Origin of the sequence: Gordonibacter sp. (genome assembly GCF_036667095.1) — a bacterium.
Lineage (GTDB): Bacteria > Actinomycetota > Coriobacteriia > Coriobacteriales > Eggerthellaceae > Gordonibacter.
On the sequence record NZ_JAVWUP010000040.1, the window covers coordinates 1 to 19327 of the forward strand.

The following is a 19327-nucleotide window of genomic DNA, read 5'->3' on the forward strand; positions in this document are numbered from 1 at the left end:
GCTTCATACCGACCGCACGCCATCGCGGGCGTATCGTTTCTCTCGAACGTGCTACCATAGTCGAAACCGAATACGATGCAGGGGTACCGAAGCGGACGCGAGCCCGCAGACGTTGAGAAGGCATCAGCCTAACCCTTTGAACCTGTCAGCTAATACTGGCGTAGGAAGCATTCTTTCATCAAGAAGACGCCCGCCGGTATCGGCGGGCGTCTTCTTGCTTCCCCGGAAGGAGCGCGGAACCTTGATCGACAAAGCGGAAATCAAAAAGCAGTTGGTGCAGGCGGCCGAAGAGGTGCGCAGAACAACCCCGATGGCGGGGTCCATCACCAACGCAGCCACCATGAGTTTCGTAGCAAACGCGCAGATCGCGGCAGGAGGGTCGGCCGCCATGGTGTACCTGGCCGAAGAGGCCGAGTTCCTCGCCCAGGCGGGTGGCGCCTTCTACGTGAACATGGGCACGCTACTACCGGTCCATGAGGAATCGATCCCCCATGTGGCGCGCATCCTGTCCGATGCGGATAAGCCGTGGGTGCTCGACCCGGTCGGCATCGGCATCGGGTCGCTGCGCACCGCCGTGCTGCACCAGCTCAAAGCCTACAAACCCAGTATCATCCGCGGCAACGCCTCCGAGGTCATCGCACTTGCCGGCCTTTGGGAGCTGGAAGGGGGCGGCGACGCATCGCGCGTCCGCGGGGTGGACTCGACCGACGCCGTGGACGCCGCACGCCAGGCCGCCCTCTCGTTGGCCGCCTGGACCGGAGGGGCCGTCGCCGTATCCGGGGAGACCGATCTGGTCGTGTGCGACCAGATGGTTATCTCGTCACGTGGAGGCTCGCCTCTCATGGAGAAGATCACTGGGTCGGGGTGCTCGCTGGGCGGTGTCGCCGCCGTGTACGCAACCAGCGCCTCGCCCTTCATCGCCGCCCTGGCCGCAACGAATGTCTACAATGTAGCGGGCAGGCGCGCCTCGCAGCGAACCACAGCGCCCGGCAGCTTCCAGGTGGCGTTCCTCGACGAGCTCTACACCGCAACGCCGCAAGATATCGCCAATAACCCCTTCGAAGTTTTGGAGGCATAAATGAACACCCTCGTAGCTGTTGCTATAGCACCGCTCGGAGTGGGAGACGAACTGGCCGAACACGTCTCCGAGGTCGTTCGCGTGATACGCGAGTCGGGCTTGCCGAACCGGACCAATTCCATGTTCACCGAGATCGAAGGGGACTGGGACGAGGTGATGCGCGTGGTGAAGGAAGCGACGTTCGTGCTGGCCGAAAAGGGCATCCGCACCGAAGTCGTGCTGAAAGCCGATGTGCGCCCGGGGTTCTCCAACATGATGGAACAGAAAGTCGCCAAAGTCGACGATATTCTAGGGGCGTAGCAAGCCGGACGACAGAAAGAGCGTCGACTGCCTACAGGGCCGTCGGCGCTCTTTCTGTATCCAGAGGCGATTCGCCCTCGGAACTTTCGTTGCGCCCCTACAGCATACGGGCGCGCAGCTCTTCGTCGCTTCGGGAAGACAGGTACGCCGGCGGAATATCGAAGAGCGTCTTACACCCTACCTGACCTTCCTGGCTCATGCGATGTGCGGCGCGGGCGCAGGCAGCCAGTACGCTGCCGGTGAACTCGGGGTTCGAATCGAGCGCGAGCGAGTATTCAACCACATGCTTATGCTGGCCGTTCTCGCCGGTAACGCCCGAGCGAATGACCGAGCCGCCGTGCGGGATACCGGCATGGTCGCGGTCGAGCTCTTCCTGCGCGATAAACGTCACTGTGGTGTCGTAGTCGGCGAAGTAGTTCGGCATCTCGACGATGGCGCGCTTGATGGCGGCCTTGTCGGCGCCGTCCTTTGCCACGACGTAGCACTCGCGGGTATGCTTCTGGCGCGTGGTTAGCTCGGGATTCTCGCCGTTGCGCACCGCCTCGAGCGCCGCAGGCACCGGCACCGTGTACTGGCGCGCGTCGGCCACGCCCTCGATGCGGCGGATGGCGTCGCTGTGGCCCTGAGAAACGCCGCGGCCCCAGAACGTGTAGTCGCGTCCCTCGGGCAGCACGCTGCCGGCGTAGAGGCGCGCAAGAGAGAACATGCCCGGGTCCCAGCCGGCCGAAATGACGGCCACCGTGCCGGCAGCACGAGCCGCCACGTCGACGTTAGCAAAGTGGACAGGAATGTTCGCATGCGTGTCGAACGAATCCACCACATTGAACAGACCCGCGCATTCGGGCGTCTGCTCGGGCAGGTCGCGCGCACTGCCGCCGCAGAGCACGAGCACGTCCACGTCGCCTTTGTGCGCGGCCATGTCGTCGGCAGAATACACCGGCACGCCCTCGGTCAGCACCGCAAGCGTCGCCGGGTCACGTCGCGTGAACAGCGCCACCAGCTCCAAGTCGTCGTTCTGGCCGCACGCCAGCTCGACGCCGCGCCCTAAGTTGCCGTATCCCAAAATACCCACACGCGTTTTCGCCATGTCCTGCCTCCTCAAATCGGTTTTCGAGGAGAAAGATACCATACCAACATTGCAGGGATGTTAAACACCGGTCTCAAAACGCAAACAGAGCACGCGGCGGTCAACGACACGTCACGGACAGCACCTTCTCCACCTGCACCGCACACACCTTGAACTCGGGGGTCTTCGACACGCGGTCGAGAGCGGCGATGGTCAGCCAGTTGCTGTTGCCATCTTGGAAGTGGAAGGGCATCCACGTTTCACCGGGCGACGTCTTGGCTGACACGCGCGCTGCGACTTCCACCTCACCGCGGCGTGAGGACACGCGCACGCGGTCGCCGTCGGCGATGCCGCGCCGGGCAGCGTCGCACTCGTTCAGCTCGATGAACGACTCGTCCGTCATTTCATCCAGCCCCGCCGTGCGCCCGGTCATCGCACGCGCATTGTACTGGTAAAGGATGCGACCCGTCATCAGTACCAGCGGGTATTCCACGTCCGGCAGCTCGGCCGAAGGCCGGTACTCGGGCGTGGCGAAGGCACCCACCCCTAACGCGAATGCGCTCACGTGCAGGATGGGCGTGCCGGGATGCTCGGTGGTCGAGCACGGCCACTGGAGGCCCCGCCCCGCAACCGCCTTCCCGTCGAGGCGCGCATGGGAGATGCCGCCGTAGGTCGGGGTCAGCGAGGCTATCTCGTCCATAATCTGCGCCGCATCCAAGCGTGGCTGCGCCAAGCCCATGCGGTTCATGACCTCGGTGAAGATGTCCGTATCGAGGCGGGCACCCCCGGGCCCGTCCGTCGCCTTGCGCACACGCTGCACCCGCCGCTCGGTGTTGGTGAACGTACCCTCCTTCTCCGCATAGCTGCGGCCGGGCAAGACCACGTCGGCATACTTCGCCGTATCGGTCATGAACAGGTCGTCCACCACGAGGAAGTCCAGCGCCTCGAGCGCGCGGATCACGTGGTGCGTGTCCGCGTCGGTGCGCACGGGGTCTTCCCCAAACAGGAACAGGCCCTTGATGCGGCCTTCCGTCATCGCAGGGAAGCACTCGGTAGCCTTGAGGCCGCGCCCGCGAGCAAGAGGCACGCCCCAGGCCTGCTCGAACTTCGCCGCGGCGACCGGGTCGTCCACCTTCTGGTAACCCGGATAGTCATCCGGGCCGGCACCCATGTCGCACGCGCCCTGCACGTTGTTCTGGCCGCGCAGCGGGTTCACGCCCGTGCCGGGGCGTCCGAGGTTGCCCGTCAGCATAGCCAAGTTCGACAGCGCCATCACGCCGTCGGTACCGGTCGAATGCTCAGTCACGCCCAGGCAGTACAGGATGGCTGCGCGGTCGGCAGCGGCGTACATCTTGGCTGCAGCGACCAGATCGCGCCGGTCAATACCGCAGACCTCCTCGGCCCACGCCGGCGTGCACTCGCGCACCGTGGCCGCCAGGATCTCGAAGCCCTCGGTGCGCCCGCGCACGAATTCCTCATCGTAGAGACCCGCGCTCACCAGGTAGTTCGCCACGCCGTTCGCGAAGGCCACGTTCGTGCCGGGCCGCAGCTTCAGGTGGATGTCGGCGCGGGCGGCAAGCCCGATGTCGCGTGGGTCCACCACGATCAGCCGGCAACCGCGCTCCACCGCAGCGCGCAGCTGCATGCCAATGACCGGATGAGCCTCTTCGGGGTTCGACCCCACGAGCATGATGACATCGGCGTGCCGCACCACGTCATCGATGGAGTTCGTCATCGCTCCCGAGCCAAGCATGGTCGCCAGACCGGCGACGGTGGGAGCGTGTCAAACACGCGCGCAGCAGTCCACGTTGTTCGTGTGGAATGCCGCGCGGGCCATCTTCTGGAACAGGTACACGTCCTCGTTCGTGGAGCGCGAGCAGGCGAAGGCCGCAAGGGAATCGCCGCCGTAGCTGTCGCGCAATTCGGCGAAGCGCCCGGCCACCAGATCGAGGGCCTCGTCCCACGTCGCCGGTTCGAACGCGCCGGTTGCGGGGTTTTTCACCAGCGGGGTGCGCAGACGGTCGGGCGCATCCACGAAGTCGAAGCTGGCCGAGCGTCCCTTCACGCAGAGCATCCCCTTGTTGGACGGCCCCGGCGCTCCCAGCGCGTCCACGATGCGGCCGCCATCCACCAGCAAATCAAGCTGGCACCCCACGCCGCAGTGCGGGCAGGTGGTGCGCGCCGCGGTGACCGCTTCCGCCCGATAGCCTACACGGCGCTTCTCGGAAAGCGCGCCGGTCGGACACGCCTGCGCGCAGTTGCCGCACGACTCGCACGCCGTCGCACGCCAGTCGGCCCCGAAAGGCGCTTCGATGGTCGTGAGCACGCCACGCTTGCCCGCACGCAGCGTATGGTTGCGCGCAGCCGCGTTGCAGGCCCCGACGCAACGTTGGCAGCGAATGCAGCGGGCGGCGTCATAGGAAAGGAAAGGGTTGCCCTCGACTACAGAGGCAGCCCGAGCAGCAACGCCACTCCCGGCCACAGGGGTGGCCTTCGCGCTCCCGCGGCCCTCATCGGAAGAAACGGCCTTCGCGCTGCCCGCGCCCCCAGCCCGCCGCGATCCGCCGCACCCTGCCTCGTGCACGCCAAGCTCGCGGCAAAGCGCCTGCAGTTCGCACGCGCCGTCGCTCGCGCATACCGTACATTCCTCCAACGACCCGATACCGTGGTCGGCGAGCAGCAGTTCCAGCGCAATGCGCCGGTAGGCCGCGAGCCGCGCGGATTCCGTCTGCACCGCCATGCCGTCCCGCACGACGGTCGCACACGCCGGGACCGGGCTCTCCGAGCCCTCCACGTCAACCATGCACACCCGGCACGAACCGACGGCGCTCACGTCCTTCAAGTAGCAGAGCGTAGGGATGCGCACGCCGGCCGCACGCGCAGCTTCCAGCAGCGTGGCGCCCTCCACTGCCTCGTAGGCGATGCCGTTTATCGTGATGCTAGGCATAGCGCCTGCCTCCCTCCAGCACGCCGCAGCCGAAATGGTCGCACCGCAGGCAGCGCCCGCACTCCTGCACGACCTCTTCGCGGCTCATGCCGATTTCCACCTCTAAAAAATCCTGCTTGCGCTCCCGCGCGGGGCGTTCGACCATTTCCACGCGACCCTTGGGCACGCGGTCGTTCTCGCGCGCCAAAGGAACTTCCACCTCGCAGACAAGCTTGTGGTGATAGCCCAAGTGCTCGTCGATGTTGTGAGCAGCCACCTTGCCGGCAGCAATCGCCCGTATCACCGTCGAGGGTCCCGTTTGGCAGTCGCCACCCACGAACACGCCGTCCAGCCCGGACGCCGCCAAAAACTCGTCGGCCTCGAAGCAGCCCCGGTTCGTAGCCATGCCATACTCCTCAAAGGGCGCAGCTACCACGTCCTGGCCCACCGCCACCAGAACCACGTCGGCCTCGATGCGGCGCTGCGGCTTGTCGGCCGCAACCGGCGCCGGCCTACCCCCGCGCACAGCGCCTATCATCTGCGGTTGCGTGATCAGCGCCGCGCACCTCCCGTCCGCACCCGCCTCGACGGCTACCGGCGCCTCCAGCTCGATCATCTCCACGCCCTCTGCCACCGCGCTGTTCACCTCGGCAGGCAGCGCCGTCATGTCGTCTTTGCGACGGCGGTACACCACGGACACTTCCGCAGCCCCGGCACGCACCGCCGTACGCGCACAGTCCATAGCCACATTGCCGCCGCCTATCACCACAACCCGTTGCCCCACGTAGTCGGGATAGGCGCCGTCGCCAACGCGCCCCAGCAGGTCAACTGCCGACACCACGCCTGGCGCATCGATCCCCTCGATACGCAGGCGCTTGCCCGCCTGCGCGCCCACCGCCACATACACCGCATGGAACGCACCTGCTATCTCGCGCATGCGCTCCGCATCGATACGCTCGCCGCAGCGCGCCGTGATGGTACCCGAGGACAAGATGCCGCGGATATCCTCGTCCAAGCGCTCGCGAGGGAAGCGGTAGGCGGGGATGCCGTAGCGCAGCATGCCGCCCAGCTGCTCGCGCTCCTCAAACACCGTCACGCGATGCCCCCTAAGCGCCAGGAAGTACGCACAGGTAAGCCCACTTGGCCCGCCTCCGACAACCGCCACGGTGCGCGCAGTGTCCACGCTGCGCGGGGCGGGCGGCACGGCGTCAGCCGGCGCCTGGTCGACCGCGAACTTCTTGATGCCCCGGATGTTCAGCGGCGCATCGATGAGCGCGCGGCGGCACCGCGCCTCGCACGGATGCTCGCACACAAACGCGCAGGCGGTCGGAAACGGGTTGTCCTTGCGCACCATGTTCACCGCGCCCGCATAGTCGCCCTCGGCCACCAGTGCGATATAGGCAGGCACGTCCACATGAGCCGGGCAGAGCGTCTCACAGGGAACCGTCTGATCGACGCCTCGGCCGCACCGGCCCGCCTCCACATGGCTGCGATACTCGTCGGCAAAATCGTCCAAGCCCTGCAGCACGACGGCGGCCGCCTCATAGCCGATCGCACAGTCGGACGTGTCGCGCACCATCTCGGCAAGCACCCTTACGCGCTCGAGCACAGCCTCGTCCGCCATGCAGGCCACCACCTGCTCCAACAGCTTGGCAAGCTGCGGCAGACCGTCGCGGCACGGCACGCACTTTCCGCACGTCTGCGCAGCGCTCGCCTGTAAAAGCGACAGCTGCACCGCAAGCGGACACGAGCCGGGCGGCGTCGCTTCCACGCGGCGTGCGAACCGTTCGGTATATGAAGCGATGCGTACGTCAGCAGAAGCTTTCGGCGCAATCGACAGTCTTACCAACGTTTCCTCCCGGCTTATCGACACCAACGACCATTCGTCCTCCGTGCAATTCTAACGCATCCGCTCTCATGGGACGCAGCTGCCCCTCCGATAATCGGGAGAAGAGCCCCTACCCCAGACCAACGAGTCCACACCAAGCGCAATCAACTACGACGGTCGCGTATTCCAGTCGAAGGAGAACACCGACAACGGCGAGGTGGATGCACGCACGAGCTTTCGCTATCGCCAACGTGGAACCGTCGTCTGGGCCGAGTACGACGGCGGCGACATCGTGCAAGGCCACCTGCTGGGCACGGTCGACGCGCGCGGCGGCCTTCGCTTCCACTACCACCACCTCAACGCACAAGGCGAAATGCGCGCGGGCGTTTGCGAGAGTACGCCCTGCCTGCTTCCCGACGGACGGCTGCGCATGGAAGAGTCCTGGCAATGGCTCACCGATGACTGCTCTGCCGGGCACTCAGTTATCGAAGAGGCCTGAGCAGCTTCGCGGATCACCGAAGAACACCGACAGCAAATCAGCAGGGGCGCTCCCAGCAAACTGCTAGAGGAGACGGCTTGTGCAACCCGGTATAGCCCTTCCACAAATCGTCGATTCCAAATATATGGCTTAAATAGTCATGGACAAAATATGGCCTCGGGGCTGCCATTTTCGAGAATCGGCTACACAGCAAAATGAAAACCCCAGGTGGCAAAAACCCAAACCAAGAGATTTGCGTCCAAAGATTGCCCCGAGGCCTGTTTTTGTCCACGTAAGGCCAAACGCTTCTCAGTCACCGACCGACCCCCTTAAAGCCACGCCTCCTAGTTCCCGAATCTCCCGGACATCAAATCACCTTCTCCTAATTCTGACGACCCGAGAAATCATTTTGATAGACGGAGAGCAATTTTGCGCAGGCATCTGCCGCGCACCCGTATAGCGAAGGGTGTATAACTCGCACGTTATGCGTGCTTGCCAGCACAAAACCTTTATCCCGATAAGCGCAAGCAACAACCCGTTGCTTGCGCAGCGCTCGCCCGACATGGTTCAATGATCAAGCCGGCATCGCAACCTGCCACCGCCCGCACCAACACGTAGAACTCCGCCAATGCGGCGCGCCCAAAACGCAAAGACACCGTCGAGCATCCGGCATGCGCCCTTTCCCTCTTCCGTTTCTCCTGTACAATGGGGCGCACACCAGCTATCTCTAAGCATCACGAAAGGCAGCGCCATGTCGGAGCACGTATTCTACGAGGATGTAACCGCCGAAGGGCACCTCATCGACTCGAACATCTTAGGCAAGATCATGAGCGGTATCGTCGAGCTCGATGGCGCCTTCGAGATGCTGTCGCTGGACATCGGGCGCGGCAATGAGAACCCCTCCACCATCACCATGCGCGTCTCGGGTACCAGCAGAGAGCACCTGGCCGAGATACTGAAAGCCATCCATGAACAGGGCGTAACCCCGCTGCACCCCGAAGACGCACGCACGCAACCGGCGCCGGCCGACGGCGTGTTCCCCGAAGACTTCTACTCGACGACGAACCTGACCACGTTCATACGCCTGGGCGGCCAATGGGTGCGCGTCGCCAACACGGAGATGGATCTGGGCATTCGCATCGACGAGCAGACGCAGACCGCAGCCGGCACGCCCATCGGGCGCGTGAAGGCAGGCGACCTGTTCGTCGTGGGGCAGGCGGGGCTGCGCGTCGTGTCGCAGGAGCGTCCGCGCGAGAAGGCGGCGTTCGAGTTCATGAACTCCACGGTAAGCAGCGAGAAGCCGAAGGCGCAGATCGTCAAGCAAGTCGCCTCGCTTCTGCGCGAGGTACGCGACAGCGGACGCAAGACCATCGCTGTCGCCGGCCCAGCCGTCGTCCATACCGGAGCAGCCGAGCATCTAGCCCGCCTGGTCCGCCACGGCTACGTCGGCGTGCTGTTCGGCGGCAACGCCGTAGCCACGCATGACATCGAGACAGCGCTGTACGGCACCTCGCTCGGCATCAACATGAAAAGCGGCGCGCCCGTCCCCGGCGGCAGCGAGCACCACCTGCGCGCAATCAACCGCATAAGAGCTGCCGGCAGCATCCGCGAGGCCGTCGAAAAAGGCGTGCTGAAAAGCGGTCTCATGCACACGCTCGTACAGACGGAAACTCCCTACATCCTGGCAGGATCCATCCGCGACGACGGCCCGCTGCCCGATGTCATCACCGACGTGATCGAGGCGCAGGAGGCCATGCGCACGTGGTGCCAGCAAGCTGGTGCCTGCATCATGCTGTCCACCATGCTGCACTCCATCGCCACCGGCAACATGCTGCCCGCTTCCGTGACCACCGTATGTGTGGACATCGATCCTGCCGTGGTGACCAAGCTGGCCGACCGCGGCAGCTGGCAAACCATCGGCGTCGTCACCGACGTGGGACTGTTCCTCGAGCAGCTGGCCAACGAGCTGGGCTGTTAGAGGAACCGCTTCAACCTCTCCACTTCGTGCGCAGCTCCCAGAATGCCACGGCACTGGCTGCCGCCACGTTGAGCGAGTCCACGTCGTGGTCCATGGGTATCTTCACGGTGTAGTCGCACTGCGCGATGGTAGAAGCCGCAAGGCCGTCGCCCTCGGTGCCCAGCACTAAAGCGAGTCGTTCGCAGGCCCGCAGGCGCTCGTCTTGCAACGGCAGCGCGTCGTCGGCAAGCGCGAGAGCAGCTGTCTTGAATCCCAGGTTGCGCAACAGCGGCACACCCTCCGGCGCCCAGTCGCGCACCTGTCCGATGCGCGTCCACGGCACTTGGAACACCGTCCCCATGGACACGCGGGCGGCACGGCGGTACAGCGGGTCGTGGCATGACGGCGTGACCAGCACCGCATCGATGCCCAACGCCGCCGCCGAGCGGAAAGTCGCCCCGATGTTCGTGTAGTTGACAACATCTTCGAGCACAGCCACGCGGCGGGCGCCGACCAACAGGTCCTCCACCCTCGGCAGTGCCGGCCGCTCGAACGCCGCCAGAGCGCCGCGCGTCACTTCGTAGCCGGTAACTTTGTGGAACTGCGCGCGCGTGGCTACGAGCACCGGCAGTTCCGGATCGCTCGCTAAAAGCCGCTCGATAAGCCCTGTGGTCTGGTCGAGCCACTTCTCCTCCAAGAACAGCGAGCGCAGGCGCACGTTGGCGGCCAGCGCCCGCTCGATCACCTTGCGCGACTCGCCGATGAACAGCCCTTGCTCGGAATCGGGGCTATCGCGCAACTGCGCGTCGGTCATGCCCGAATACGGCGCCAGCCGCAGATCTTCCGAACTCTCCACCCGAATAAGCGGCATCGCCCGCCTCCTCTTTTTATCGGCGAACATAGTAGCACGTCGAAACTTACTTGAGACGCAGGCAAACCCGGCCTCGCAAACAGCGCTCGCTCATGAGACAATAAGCGATACGCCTTACGCACGAAGCGAGCGTTTCATGCTCCGCTTTTGCGATACGGGCGCAACCTAAGCAGTACCGTCCCTGACAGAAAGGCACAACGAGGGATATGCCAGAATTTATTTACCAAATGTACCAGGCACGCAAGGCCCACGGCGACAAAGTCATTCTCGACGATGTCTCCCTGTCGTTCTATCCCGGTGCGAAAATCGGCGTCGTCGGCCCCAACGGCATGGGCAAATCGACCCTGCTCAAGATCATGGCCGGCCTCGACGAGGTCACCAATGGAGACGCGCGCCTGACAGCGGGCTATACGGTGGGCATCCTACAGCAGGAGCCGCCTCTCGATGAGGGCAAGACCGTGCTCGAGAACATCCAGATGGCCTTCGGCGAAGTGCTTGCCAAAGTGGCCCGCTTCAACGCCGTCGGCGAAGAGATGGCCTCCCCCGATGCCGACTTCGATGCGCTCATGGAGGAAATGGGGCAGTTGCAAGGCGAGATCGATGCCGCCAACGGCTGGGATCTGGACAGCCAACTTTCCCAAGCCATGGATGCCCTACAGTGTCCCGATCCCGACGATCCGGTCGGGCAGCTCTCCGGTGGCGAACGCCGCCGTGTGGCGCTCTGCCGTCTGCTGCTCGAAGCGCCCGACCTGCTGCTGCTCGACGAGCCTACGAACCACCTCGATGCCGAGTCGGTCCTGTGGCTCGAGCAGTTCCTGCGCAGCTACCAAGGTGCCGTGCTCGCCGTCACCCACGACCGCTACTTCCTCGACCACGTGGCCGAGTGGATCTGCGAGGTGGACCGCGGCAGCCTCTTCCCCTACAAGGGCAACTACTCCACTTACCTGGAAACGAAGTCCCAGCGCCTCGAAGCGCAGGGGCAGCAGCAGGAGAAGCTGGCCAAGCGCATGCGCTCCGAGCTTGAGTGGGTGCGTTCGAGCCCCAAGGCCCGCCAAGCCAAGAGCAAGGCGCGCCTCGAGCGCTACGAGCAGATGGAGTCTGAGGCTCGCAGCGCCAAGAAGCTCGACTACACCGATATCCAGATCCCCGTCGGCCCGCGCCTCGGGGCCAAGGTCATCGAGGCCAAGAACATCCACAAGGCGTTCGGCGACCGCGTGCTCATCAACAACCTGTCCTTCACGCTGCCGCGCAACGGCATCGTAGGCGTGATCGGCCCCAACGGCGTCGGCAAAACCACGCTGTTCAAAACCATCATGGGCATGGAACCCCTCACCTCGGGCACGCTCGACATCGGCGAGACGGTGAAGATATCCTACGTCGATCAGGACCGCGGCGGCATCGACCCGTCGAAGAACCTGTGGGAAGTAGTCTCCGACGGCAACGACTACATGCGCGTAGGCGAAACGGAGATACCCAGCCGCGCCTATGTGGCCAGCTTCGGCTTCAAAGGCTCCGACCAGCAGAAGCCCTCAAACGTGCTCTCCGGCGGCGAGCGCAACCGCCTGAACCTGGCGCTCACGCTCAAGCAGGGCGGCAACCTGCTGCTGCTCGACGAGCCCACCAACGACCTGGACGTCGAGACGCTCGAGTGCCTGGAAGAGGCCCTGCTGGGTTTTCCGGGCTGTGCCGTAGTGGTAAGCCACGACCGTATGTTCCTCGACCGTATTGCCACCCATATGTTGGCGTGGGAAGGCAGCGACGAAGACCCCGGCAACTGGTTCTGGTTCGAGGGCAACTTCGAGTCGTACCAGGAAAACCGCATCGCGCGCCTGGGACCCGAAGCCTCCAAGCCCCACCGCCTGCACCGCAAGCTCACGCGCAACTAGGCGAGGAACCTTGTAATAATCGAAGGGTCGGCTACGCATCAGTCGACCCTTCGATGTGGCACCTATGTTACAATCTCGAACCCTTCGGCGTCCAACTGGGGCGCGCCCTCGGCCGTACGCCGGGCCACCAGCCTGCGCGCCGCGGGAATCGAGGCAAGCAGCGCCACGCCCATGAGTGCCGATGCTGCGATAACCATGATCCACACCGGGAAAAACGACATGCTCACATCGAACATGACACCCGACACCACGGCGCCCACCGCCGCGCCGAGCATCTCGAATGCCGTGACGATACCCACCACCGTGCCCAAATCCTTCTTGCCGTACTCCTTCACCACCATGATGGGCGGCGCCACCGTGCCCATGCACGTGGCGAACCCGAAGAATAGGCACGCCAGGATCGGGCCCGCGTCGGTGGCGGGAAAGCACAGCGCCACGCCGGCCGCGATTGAGGTAATCGTGCCCAAAATGGTGCCCGCCTTCATGCCCCAGCGATCGTAGATAGCGCCGAGCGATACCTTCGCCACGATGACCACGGCCAGGTAGAACGACCATACGCTGCCGGCCCAAAGGGTGGAGTGCCCGCCGGTGACCACCTCTACGCCGTCGAGCGTGACCGAGGTCATGTTGGAAATGGAGTTCGTGATGATAGCGCCGTTCACCACGCCCATCATCACAAAGCCGACGATAAGCAACCAAAACGCGCTACTCTTGCGCAGGTGCTTCCAACCGATGGACACCATGACCGGCACATCGGGCGAGCGATCGGCCTTCGTCTGCTCAACCTGCCCGGCGCCGTAGGGCTCGAGCCCTTTGTCGATGGGACGGGAACGGAACACGACCACCGCCAAAGGCAGCGCCGCCACCAGGCAGATGACCGCCAGCACGAGGAAGGCCGCCCTCCATCCCGACCCGGCGATCATAGCGCTCGTCACCGGCGAGAGGATGACGCCGCCGAGGCCCGAACCTGACAGCGCGATGGACACAGCCAGGCCGCGCTTGAGCGTGAACCAGTTCGAGATGATAACCGACACGAGCAGGCGCGTACCGGCCACCACGATCATGCCCGCCACGGCACACAGCGCATAGAGCTGCCACAGTTGCGTGACGAACGACAGCCCCACGAGCACGACCGAACTCGTAAGCACCGTGACCGCGCCCAGCACCCGCGCACTGCACTTGTCGGTGAGCTTGCCGATGACCAACGACGCGAACACCGCCACCACCGTGCAGATGGACACGCCGGTGTTGAACTGCCCCACCGTAATGCCCAGATCCTCCACCATGTGCGACTGGAACAGCGGGATGCAGTTCACGAACACGGTGTAGCACGTGGCCATAATGAGCAAGCCCCCGGCCACGATCCACCACCCGTAGAAGAACCTGCCGCCCTGTTTCGCTGCTTCCATGCTGCCTCACTTCCCCAATCGGTCGAGATGACGGATGAATTCCGTGTAGAATCCGACACCCCGTTTGAACGCGTCCACGTCGAGGTTCTCGTCCTGCCCGTGCACGCGCGTGCGCTGGTCGCCCCGGAACAGGATACCTGCGAACCGGTACGTATGCGGGCAGATGCGCGCGAAGTGGCGCGAATCGCTGCAACTGCTTTGGATATAGGGCGCGATGCCGGCATCAGGGTAGACGCTCTGCGTGACGCTGCGCAGGTAGTCGAACACCGCGTCGTCCTCGAACGGCGACACAGGCGAGGGATCAATGGCAGCCGCTACCTCGAACTGCGTTTCGGCGTCGAAGTGCCCCTTGAGTCGTGCAAGCGCCGCATCCACCGACTCGGAGGGGTCCACACGCACGTTCACTGTGGCGCGGGCCTGCTTGGGTATGATGTTGGCCGACGGGCTGCCCGCCAGCTGCGTGAGCGCGTAGGTGGTGCGCACCATGGCCGCCGTCTCGGAGTTGCCCTTCAAGATGCGCAACACGAGCGGGCGGAACAGCCAGAGGTTGCCGAACACGAGGCGCAGGCCGAACGATCCGCGGGCGGCTAGCTCCTTGAGCATGGCCTCGATAGGTGCGGCGAGCTTGGCCGCAGGAGGGTTCTTCTGCACGTCGTCGAGCGCGCTCACGAGCTTGGCCGTGGCATCTGCGGCCGAAGGCGTGGCCGCGTGGCCGCCTGCGGCGTTCGTGGTAACGAAGGCGTTGAAGAGGCCTTTCTCCGACACGCCGATCACGGCGAAAGGGCACTTCACGCCCAACGGCGGGTTGTCGATGACCGCACCGCCCTCGTCGAGCACGAACGCCGGCGTGATGCCCTGTTCCTTGAAGTGCGCAACCATCGCAGGCGTGGTGCTGCCGTTGTCCTCCTCGCAGTTCGACGAGCATAGATACACGTCGCGCGGCGGCACGTAACCCTCGGCGAGCAGGGCATCGGTCGCCTCGAAGAGCGCGGCCAGGATACACTTCGTGTCCACAGCGCCGCGCGCCCATACCTTGCCGTCCGCGATGTCGGCGGCGAACGGGTCGTGGGTCCAGCCCGCAGGGTCGGCCGACACCACGTCGTGATGGGCCATGAGCACGGCAGGTGCGAGTGTCGGATCGGCGCCCTTCCATTTCAGCATGATGCCGTAGGTTTCGAACAAGGTGAGCTCAAGGTTCTCGAACACGCGGGGGTAGAGCGTGCGCAGCGCGGGCACGAACGCGTCGAAAGGCACGTGGTCGGCTTCAGGGTCCTGCGCGCCCCACACCGTGGGAAGCCGCAGTATCTCCTGGAAGCGCTCGACCGCGTCGTCGTCGCCTACAACGTCGCTCGGGGGCAGAGGATCGGCCACCTCGGTCGGGTGCAGGCGCAGGGCGTTCACCACCAAAACACCCAGCAAAACAACCAACACGGCACCGACAATCGCAAGCACTTCCATGCCTCCCCCTCCTCGAGCAGCCAAGAACCGGCGACCCCGTGCTTCCGAACCGGAAGATCGGGGTCGATACGTTTATCGAACCATTCTATACCAATATGGCTACCGGTCCAGAATCCGCCCGTCCAGCGACAGCGTTACTATTTGGCACGGCACGGGCTTCCCGCTTGCTTCGACCGCCTTGACGGCCGCGCGTTCGATACCTCCGCAGCAGGGCACCTCCATACGCACCACCGTAACGCTTTTAAGATCGTTCGCCGCAACGATGGCGCTCAGCTTCTCGGTGTAGTCGCCCTCGTCGAGCTTCGGGCACCCCACCAGCACCACCTTGCCACGCATGAACGTGCGGTGGAAGTCGCCGTAAGCGTACGCCGTGCAGTCGGCTGCTATCAGCAAATCGGCCCCCGCGAAATAAGGTGCACTCACCGGAACGAGCTTGATCTGCACCGGCCACTGCCTCAACTCCGTCGAAACGGCCGCCTCGATCGGCGCTTCGGGTGCGTCGGAAACCTCGTCTGCGGGAGCGGCCTCACGGAACAAGTTGCGCAGACGGCTTCCCGGGCACCCGGCAACTGCCGCCGGTACGGCAGCTCCCACCTCGGCGGCTTTCGCAGCCTGGGCAGCCAGTACCGCAGCCTCGTCGTAAGCCGCCGCCTCTCGCTCGACGAAGGCAATCGCATCTGCTGGGCAAGCTGGCAGGCAGTCGCCCAGCCCATCGCAGTAATCGTCGCGCAACAGCCTGGCCTTGCCGCCCACCAGGCCGATAGCGCCTTCGTGGCACGCGTCGACGCACAGGCCGCAACCGTTGCATTTCCCTTCGTCTATCTGGATGATCTTCCGAATCATATCGCTTCCTTTCCTCAATGCTCCCCTGCATGGTAAAGGAGAAGCCGCTCGCCTTCCGTTGGAATAACAACAGGAACGCAACAACAAGCGCAGCCTCCGAAGATCGTCGCTAGTTGCTCGCCCTTGCACCCCGCGCAAGCAACGTCGCACTGGTTTCGGCAATAAGGCCGTCCAGGCGCTCGCCCCGTACGTCAGCGAGCAGGGCGGCAGCGCGCTGCAAGGAGGCCTCCAGGTCGCAGGAAGCGGCATGCGGCGTTCCTTCGTCGGGAAGGTCGGTCTCCAGCAGCAGGCGCGCGGCAGGAATGGCCTGTGCGTAGGCGCGTCCACGTCGCGAGGCAAGCATCCGCTCGCCTACCGAGAAAAAGCAACCCAGCCCAACGGCGCGCTGCAGCTCTTCGGACGTACCCGAGAACCAATGGAAGATGCAGGCATTGCCCTCAAGGCAATGCCTGCGCTCCAACGCATCCAACACGTCCCCGGCACTGCGAACCGCATGGATCGAGAGCACTTTGCCACCCTGGGCACACGATGCCGCCACGCGGTCGAATGCAGCCAACTGCGTTTCGCAAGTAGCAACGTGGCGAGCACCGAAGTCAAGACCCACCTCGCCGATGAAGCGCGCGCCTGCAGCCAACTGCTCGAAGCGCGCCACTTCGGCCTCGCCGCAGCGGCCATCGGAAACCCACCATGGATGCAGGCCAAGGCCCACACGCACGTTGCCGTAGGCGGCCAGCAGTTCCGCGGCGCGCTCAAAGCCGCGGGGCGACACGGTCACCGACAGGCATTCCGTGCCGCAATCAGCCAAACCACACGCCAACTCGCGTGCATTTCCTGCAAAGTCAAGATGGCAATGCAGGTCGCTGAGCCTCGTCGAAATATCGCCTCTGACTTCGGCCGGCGCACCGTCGAGCGCCTCGGCCGTAGGGAGGCTGCCGCAAGCAGGCGCCTCGCAGGTCGAAGCGGATCGAGCTTTCCCCGCATCCCCCACCATCAGCCGCGCCCCACGCCAGCCAAGGTGCGGATAACCTCGCCGGCGATCATCTGGCCCATGATGGGCGGCACAAACGATGCCGTGCCCAGGTTCGAGCGCTCCCGCCGCCCGGCGCCCTCGCGCACCGGAACCTTCACCGGCTGCTCGCACGAGTACAGCACGCGCAGGTGGCGGATGCCGCGCTTGCGCGCCTCCTTGCGCATGATGCGGCTGAGGGGGCAGTTCACCGTTTTCGACACGTCCGCTATCCTGAAGCACTCGGGGTGCAGCTTGTTGGCCGCCCCCATGCTGCTGATAAGCTGGATGCCCTCGCGATCGGCCCACTCGGCAAGCGCGAGCTTCGTCGAAATGGTGTCGATGGCATCCACCACATAGTCGAGCTGGCCGCGATACATTCCCATCAGCTCGCCAAGATTCTCGGCCAGAACGAACGTATCGTGCGCAGTCACCTGCGCTTCGGGGTTGATGTCGGCCACCATGCTGCGCACCACCTCAGTCTTCTTCTGCCCGATGGTGCTGTGGAAGGCGATGGCCTGGCGGTTGATGTTGCTGGCCTGCACCACGTCGTGGTCCACGACGATCAGCCGCCCGACGCCGCCGCGGGCCAGCGCCTCGACGCAGTTCGATCCCACCCCGCCCAAGCCCAGCACCATGACGGTCGATGCCGCCAACCGCTCGAGGCCCTCGCGGCCCATGATCAGTTCGAGTTTCGAGGTAGCCTCACTGCCTGCCGTCATGGAAGTCCTTTCTGTCGGCCACCATGGTATCACGGCCGGAGGAGTCCGCCCCGCAAACGGCCCGACCCGCATCGTGCATATCGCTAGCCGACGACGCTCGCGCCTCCCGCAGAGCTTGCTGCGGCACCGCCGCTCGACGAGGTCGCTCCACCCGGAGAGCCCGAACCCGCCGCGTCGCCTGTCGAACCCGAGCCGCCTGCGTCGGGCTGGCCCGCGCCCGACGATCCGCCTCCTCCGGTCGTACCGCCGCCGGAGCCATCGCCGGTCGTGCCGCCGCCGGAACCGTCGCCGGTCGATCCACCATCGCCGGTCGTGCCGCCCGCACTTCCGCCTCCCGTGCCGCCGCCCTGCGATCCATCGGAAGACCCCGAACCGCCAGAACCTTGGTTGCCCGTCGAGCCGGAGGACGACCCGCCGCCATTGTCTGACGAGGAGGGGTCCTTGGGCGAGTCGCCCGAGCCGGAAGCGCCCTGCTCGCCTTTCGATCCCGATTCGGAAGACGAGGCTTCCGGTGCGCTCGCATCGCCGAAGCCCGACCCCTGGCCGAGGATCGACGAGCTTACGATAGGCGTCGTCTTGACTCCAACGCCCTGGCCCATAGTCACGAACTCTATCATGAGCGCGGAGACGGCCACCGCCACAAGCGCCGATGCCGCAGAGACCACGACCACGCGCCGTTGCACCTTTTTCCTGCGCTCGCGCATCCGCTGAACGCGCTGCGCCGTGGCGTCGCCGCGTGAGGCGATGTCGTCGACGCAAGGCGTCTTCGAGCGGTGCACGGCAGGAGCCTCTATGCGCACCGTACGCCCTGCGTCTGCCTTTTCCACGCCAACGTCTTCCTCTTTATCCGAATCGCCGTAACCCGCCTCGCCCGGCTTCAGCTCGCGCAGCTTGTCGGCGGATGCGAGGAAGAACTTCTTGTACAGCTGGGATGCCACGGCCGACACGATGGAGCCCACAGCCACGCCGATGACCGACCCTGCAATGCCTATGCGAGATGCCAGCAGCATGGACGTTACGGCCGCAAGCGCACCTGCCGCTATCTGGGCCATCGACAAATCGTCGAACAGTCCGCCTCTTTTCGCCCGCCCTTCGCCCGAACCGCGCGCCATCCCGTTTCCACCTCGCCTTGTACCGCAGCCGTCAAACCCGTCTATGCCGGATTCCCTCGTTTTTCGACTCCGAACATACCGCAGGAAAACGCAGTTCATAGCCCTTCCATGCAAACCTTACCGAGGGGTCACGGAACGTCCACCCCTTCACCACAAGCACCGGTGCTGAACGCCATGCGCCACGCCGCCGCATCCGCCGGCAGGCCGGCACGCTGCTAGCCACAGCAAGCCCGAGCGCTTCAGAAGGCCACACCTGAGCCCCGGTTGTCACATGCCATCGGCAGCTCCACGCGACGGGAGCCACTTAGCCGCGCAGTGATCTCGCGACCAGGCGATTCGCCCTGCTCCTTTACATAGCCCGATCGCCGAAGCGTCGCCTAAAATCTT

At 64.7% G+C, this 19327-nt stretch carries 15 protein-coding genes and 1 riboswitch; of the genes, 5 read left to right on the plus strand and 10 right to left on the minus strand.

All coding sequences use genetic code 11. The annotated features are described in order from the left end of the window. Positions 1-69: 69 nt before the first annotated feature. A riboswitch (TPP riboswitch) is annotated at positions 70-184 on the plus strand. A 57-nt stretch (positions 185-241) separates the two neighbouring features. Together thiM and RR842_RS05825 are read left to right on the plus strand one after the other, a co-directional pair. Beyond that, positions 242-1078, plus strand: coding sequence for a hydroxyethylthiazole kinase (gene thiM / locus RR842_RS05820; RefSeq protein ID WP_332513548.1), 837 nt, complete (start codon positions 242-244; stop codon positions 1076-1078). Next, a complete protein-coding gene (locus RR842_RS05825) occupies positions 1079-1378 on the plus strand; it encodes an MTH1187 family thiamine-binding protein (protein WP_332518436.1) in 300 nt (99 codons plus the stop codon). A 97-nt stretch (positions 1379-1475) separates the two neighbouring features. Here RR842_RS05825 and RR842_RS05830 read toward each other — a convergent pair whose 3' ends face one another. The 3 genes from RR842_RS05830 to RR842_RS05840 form a co-directional block, all read right to left on the minus strand. Further along, a complete protein-coding gene (locus RR842_RS05830; protein WP_332729226.1) occupies positions 1476-2465 on the minus strand; it encodes a diaminopimelate dehydrogenase in 990 nt (329 codons plus the stop codon). Between the two features lie 100 nt (positions 2466-2565). Beyond that, positions 2566-5391, minus strand: a complete 2826-nt coding sequence (gene fdhF, locus RR842_RS05835) for a formate dehydrogenase subunit alpha (RefSeq protein WP_332729228.1) — start codon at positions 5389-5391, stop codon at positions 2566-2568. Beyond that, entirely contained in the window at positions 5384-7219 is a 1836-nt protein-coding gene (locus RR842_RS05840) for an NAD(P)-binding protein (RefSeq protein WP_332729229.1), read from the minus strand. Before RR842_RS05840 ends, fdhF begins: the two co-directional genes overlap by 8 nt. Before the next feature lie 196 nt (positions 7220-7415). Here RR842_RS05840 and RR842_RS05845 point away from each other — a divergent pair, with 196 nt between their 5' ends. Next, a complete protein-coding gene (locus tag RR842_RS05845) occupies positions 7416-7697 on the plus strand; it encodes a n-acetylglutamate synthase (RefSeq protein WP_332729230.1) in 282 nt (93 codons plus the stop codon). Positions 7698-8427: 730 nt separating this feature from the next. Beyond that, positions 8428-9654: a TIGR00300 family protein gene (locus RR842_RS05850; protein WP_332518280.1), complete on the plus strand. Its 1227-nt coding sequence runs from the start codon at positions 8428-8430 to the stop codon at positions 9652-9654. A gap of 10 nt (positions 9655-9664) precedes the next feature. On the opposite strand, the gene RR842_RS05855 is transcribed toward RR842_RS05850, so the two are convergent. After that, on the minus strand, positions 9665-10504 hold the full coding sequence (locus RR842_RS05855; protein ID WP_332521414.1) for an RNA methyltransferase: 840 nt from the start codon (positions 10502-10504) through the stop codon (positions 9665-9667). 206 nt (positions 10505-10710) lie between these two features. On the opposite strand from RR842_RS05855, the gene ettA reads away from it, so the two are divergent. Continuing rightward, the gene (gene ettA, locus RR842_RS05860) at positions 10711-12390 is read left to right on the plus strand and encodes an energy-dependent translational throttle protein EttA (protein WP_332513716.1); all 1680 of its coding nucleotides are present in this window, start codon (positions 10711-10713) and stop codon (positions 12388-12390) included. Positions 12391-12452: 62 nt separating this feature from the next. Here ettA and RR842_RS05865 read toward each other — a convergent pair whose 3' ends face one another. The 6 genes from RR842_RS05865 to RR842_RS05890 form a co-directional block, all read right to left on the minus strand. Further along, the gene (locus RR842_RS05865) at positions 12453-13799 is read right to left on the minus strand and encodes an MFS transporter (RefSeq protein ID WP_332513714.1); all 1347 of its coding nucleotides are present in this window, start codon (positions 13797-13799) and stop codon (positions 12453-12455) included. Positions 13800-13805: 6 nt separating this feature from the next. Then, a complete protein-coding gene (locus RR842_RS05870; protein WP_332513712.1) occupies positions 13806-15257 on the minus strand; it encodes a M20/M25/M40 family metallo-hydrolase in 1452 nt (483 codons plus the stop codon). A gap of 99 nt (positions 15258-15356) precedes the next feature. After that, a complete protein-coding gene (locus tag RR842_RS05875) occupies positions 15357-16100 on the minus strand; it encodes a 4Fe-4S binding protein (protein WP_332729231.1) in 744 nt (247 codons plus the stop codon). A gap of 109 nt (positions 16101-16209) precedes the next feature. Beyond that, complete coding sequence (locus tag RR842_RS05880) at positions 16210-17091, minus strand: TatD family hydrolase (protein WP_332729232.1); 882 nt, start codon at positions 17089-17091, stop codon at positions 16210-16212. Next, a complete protein-coding gene (locus RR842_RS05885) occupies positions 17091-17828 on the minus strand; it encodes a tRNA threonylcarbamoyladenosine dehydratase (RefSeq protein WP_332724031.1) in 738 nt (245 codons plus the stop codon). Before RR842_RS05885 ends, RR842_RS05880 begins: the two co-directional genes overlap by 1 nt. 83 nt (positions 17829-17911) lie before the next feature. Beyond that, positions 17912-18940 (minus strand): hypothetical protein, encoded by a 1029-nt coding sequence (locus tag RR842_RS05890; RefSeq protein WP_332729234.1) that lies wholly within the window; start codon positions 18938-18940, stop codon positions 17912-17914. Between the last annotated feature and the right edge of the window lie 387 nt (positions 18941-19327).

Excerpts from the sequence above, each read along its gene's own strand:
- RR842_RS05825 (WP_332518436.1), top strand. The coding sequence starts at position 1,079 with ATGAACACCCTCGTAGCTGTTGCTATAGCACCGCTCGGAGTGGGAGAC.
- RR842_RS05830 (WP_332729226.1), bottom strand. The coding sequence starts at position 2,465 with ATGGCGAAAACGCGTGTGGGTATTTTGGGATACGGCAACTTAGGGCGC.
- RR842_RS05850 (WP_332518280.1), top strand. The coding sequence starts at position 8,428 with ATGTCGGAGCACGTATTCTACGAGGATGTAACCGCCGAAGGGCACCTC.
- RR842_RS05855 (WP_332521414.1), bottom strand. The coding sequence starts at position 10,504 with ATGCCGCTTATTCGGGTGGAGAGTTCGGAAGATCTGCGGCTGGCGCCG.
- ettA (WP_332513716.1), top strand. The coding sequence starts at position 10,711 with ATGCCAGAATTTATTTACCAAATGTACCAGGCACGCAAGGCCCACGGC.
- RR842_RS05865 (WP_332513714.1), bottom strand. The coding sequence starts at position 13,799 with ATGGAAGCAGCGAAACAGGGCGGCAGGTTCTTCTACGGGTGGTGGATC.
- RR842_RS05870 (WP_332513712.1), bottom strand. The coding sequence starts at position 15,257 with ATGGAAGTGCTTGCGATTGTCGGTGCCGTGTTGGTTGTTTTGCTGGGT.
- RR842_RS05875 (WP_332729231.1), bottom strand. The coding sequence starts at position 16,100 with ATGATTCGGAAGATCATCCAGATAGACGAAGGGAAATGCAACGGTTGC.
- RR842_RS05880 (WP_332729232.1), bottom strand. The coding sequence starts at position 17,091 with ATGGTGGGGGATGCGGGGAAAGCTCGATCCGCTTCGACCTGCGAGGCG.
- RR842_RS05885 (WP_332724031.1), bottom strand. The coding sequence starts at position 17,828 with ATGACGGCAGGCAGTGAGGCTACCTCGAAACTCGAACTGATCATGGGC.
- RR842_RS05890 (WP_332729234.1), bottom strand. The coding sequence starts at position 18,940 with ATGGCGCGCGGTTCGGGCGAAGGGCGGGCGAAAAGAGGCGGACTGTTC.